A 1,519-nucleotide genomic window follows, 5' to 3' on the forward strand; every position below is an offset into this window, starting at 1 on the left:
GGCGATGGACCTGGTCCTGACCGGCCGCACCATCGACGCCGAGGAGGCCGAGCGCCCCGGCCGCGCCGCCGACCTGGTGTCTGACACCATCGAGATGGCCCAAACCATCTCGTCCATGTCACTTTCCGTCGCGGTGATCGCCAAAGAAGCGACGAATACTCGCAAAGCACACGACAACGCGGCGAAATTTGAATGGATCGTCGGTGAAGCGAATGTCGGGGAAGGCCGGATCTCACAGTCGCGTGTAGTTCGCCTGGTCCTGCTCGAACGCCGTCAGAATCTCCGGTGTCAACGTCAGGCGAGTGTTGGCGACGGCGACCAGGTAGTCCTCGACGTCGGCGGGTTCGCTCGTTTCTTCGCGCATCGCGCGTTCGAACGCCGACTGGGCCCCGGCACGAGCGGCGTACTCGATGTCCGCAGGGGTGAAATGAGCTGTGGCGCGCACCAGGTGGTCGAGGTCGATGGATTCGGCTGCAGGGCCGAGGTAGCGCTCCCAGATCGCTTTGCGCGCGGGCTCATCGGGCGGGCCGACCGGTATCACGTAGTCGAAGCGGCCGGGCCGCAGGAATGCCGAATCCAGCGATCGGACCGAGTTGGTGGCGCAGATCAGCAATCGGCTGTAGTCCTCCCGGAAAACCGGAATCAGCTTGAGCAGTTCGTTCGTCACACCATGCGCCGGACTGGTCGCTGTCCCCTCACGCACACCGGCGATCTCCTCCACCTCATCGATGAACAACAGCAGTTCGTCGAGTTCACCCAAATCCGCGAACACCTCACGCAGTGACGCCGCGAGCCCGCCGCTCGCCGTCGCGGCCAGTCGAGACGGGAACAACTCCACGAACGGCCACCCGAGCCGTGAGGCGACCGCTTTTGCAAAGCTGGTTTTACCGGTGCCCGGCGGCCCGAACAAAATCACGCTCTTGGGCGGACGAACCCGATAGCGCTCGGCAACATCCGGGTTCGCCAACGGCAACACGATCCGCCGTTCGATGATCTCTTTCTCCCGATCCATCCCCGCCATCGACTGCCACAACCCGGGTGGCAGCAGCCGCCCGCCCAGCTCGGACAGCAAACTGGCCTGCGCGGGTGCCAGCGGCTCGACCAGTTCGTAGTAGACGAGACCGGTCCTGCGTGCGTATCCGGAATTCTCGAACGCGACCGACCCGGTGGCGCCCTCGGGAACGAGCGCGCAGATCCGCCGCACGCCGTCCGCGCGCAGCCGCCGCTCCAGTTCGGTCAGCAACGCACTACCGATACCACGCCGCCGCCACTGCGCCCCCAGCGCCACCAGCAGAACCCACGCACGCTCGCCCTGGATCTGCGCGACCGCCATGCCGACGAGCTCATCGCCCACCTCGGCCACCACCGTCGGCTGCCCCGCCCGCGCCGACGCCAACACCTCCGCCAACGCGAACACCGGCTCATCCGCGGTCGTCATACGGCTCTGCTCCCAGATCTGAATCGCCTGATCCAGATCAGCGTCACGAAATTCGCGCAGTCGCCATACCGGCATACACAC

The 1,519-nt window shown here is 65.6% G+C and carries 1 protein-coding gene and 1 pseudogene; one reads left to right on the forward strand and one right to left on the reverse strand.

Annotated elements, in window-relative coordinates; translation table 11 throughout:
• Positions 1–157: pseudogene (locus ACZ60G_RS44070) on the forward strand (enoyl-CoA hydratase); the annotation flags it as partial.
• A 75-nt stretch (positions 158–232) separates the two neighbouring features.
• Here the strand turns inward: ACZ60G_RS44070 and ACZ60G_RS44075 are convergent.
• Positions 233–1,513 carry an ATP-binding protein gene (locus tag ACZ60G_RS44075; protein ID WP_465818384.1) on the reverse strand — a complete coding sequence of 427 codons (1,281 nt, stop codon included), beginning with the start codon at positions 1,511–1,513 and terminating at the stop codon, positions 233–235.
• Between the last annotated feature and the right edge of the window lie 6 nt (positions 1,514–1,519).

It is taken from the genome of Nocardia sp. NPDC102475 (assembly GCF_055584605.1).

Coding starts and splice junctions, on each gene's coding strand:
- ACZ60G_RS44075 (WP_465818384.1), bottom strand. CDS start 1,513: ATGCCGGTATGGCGACTGCGCGAATTTCGTGACGCTGATCTGGATCAG.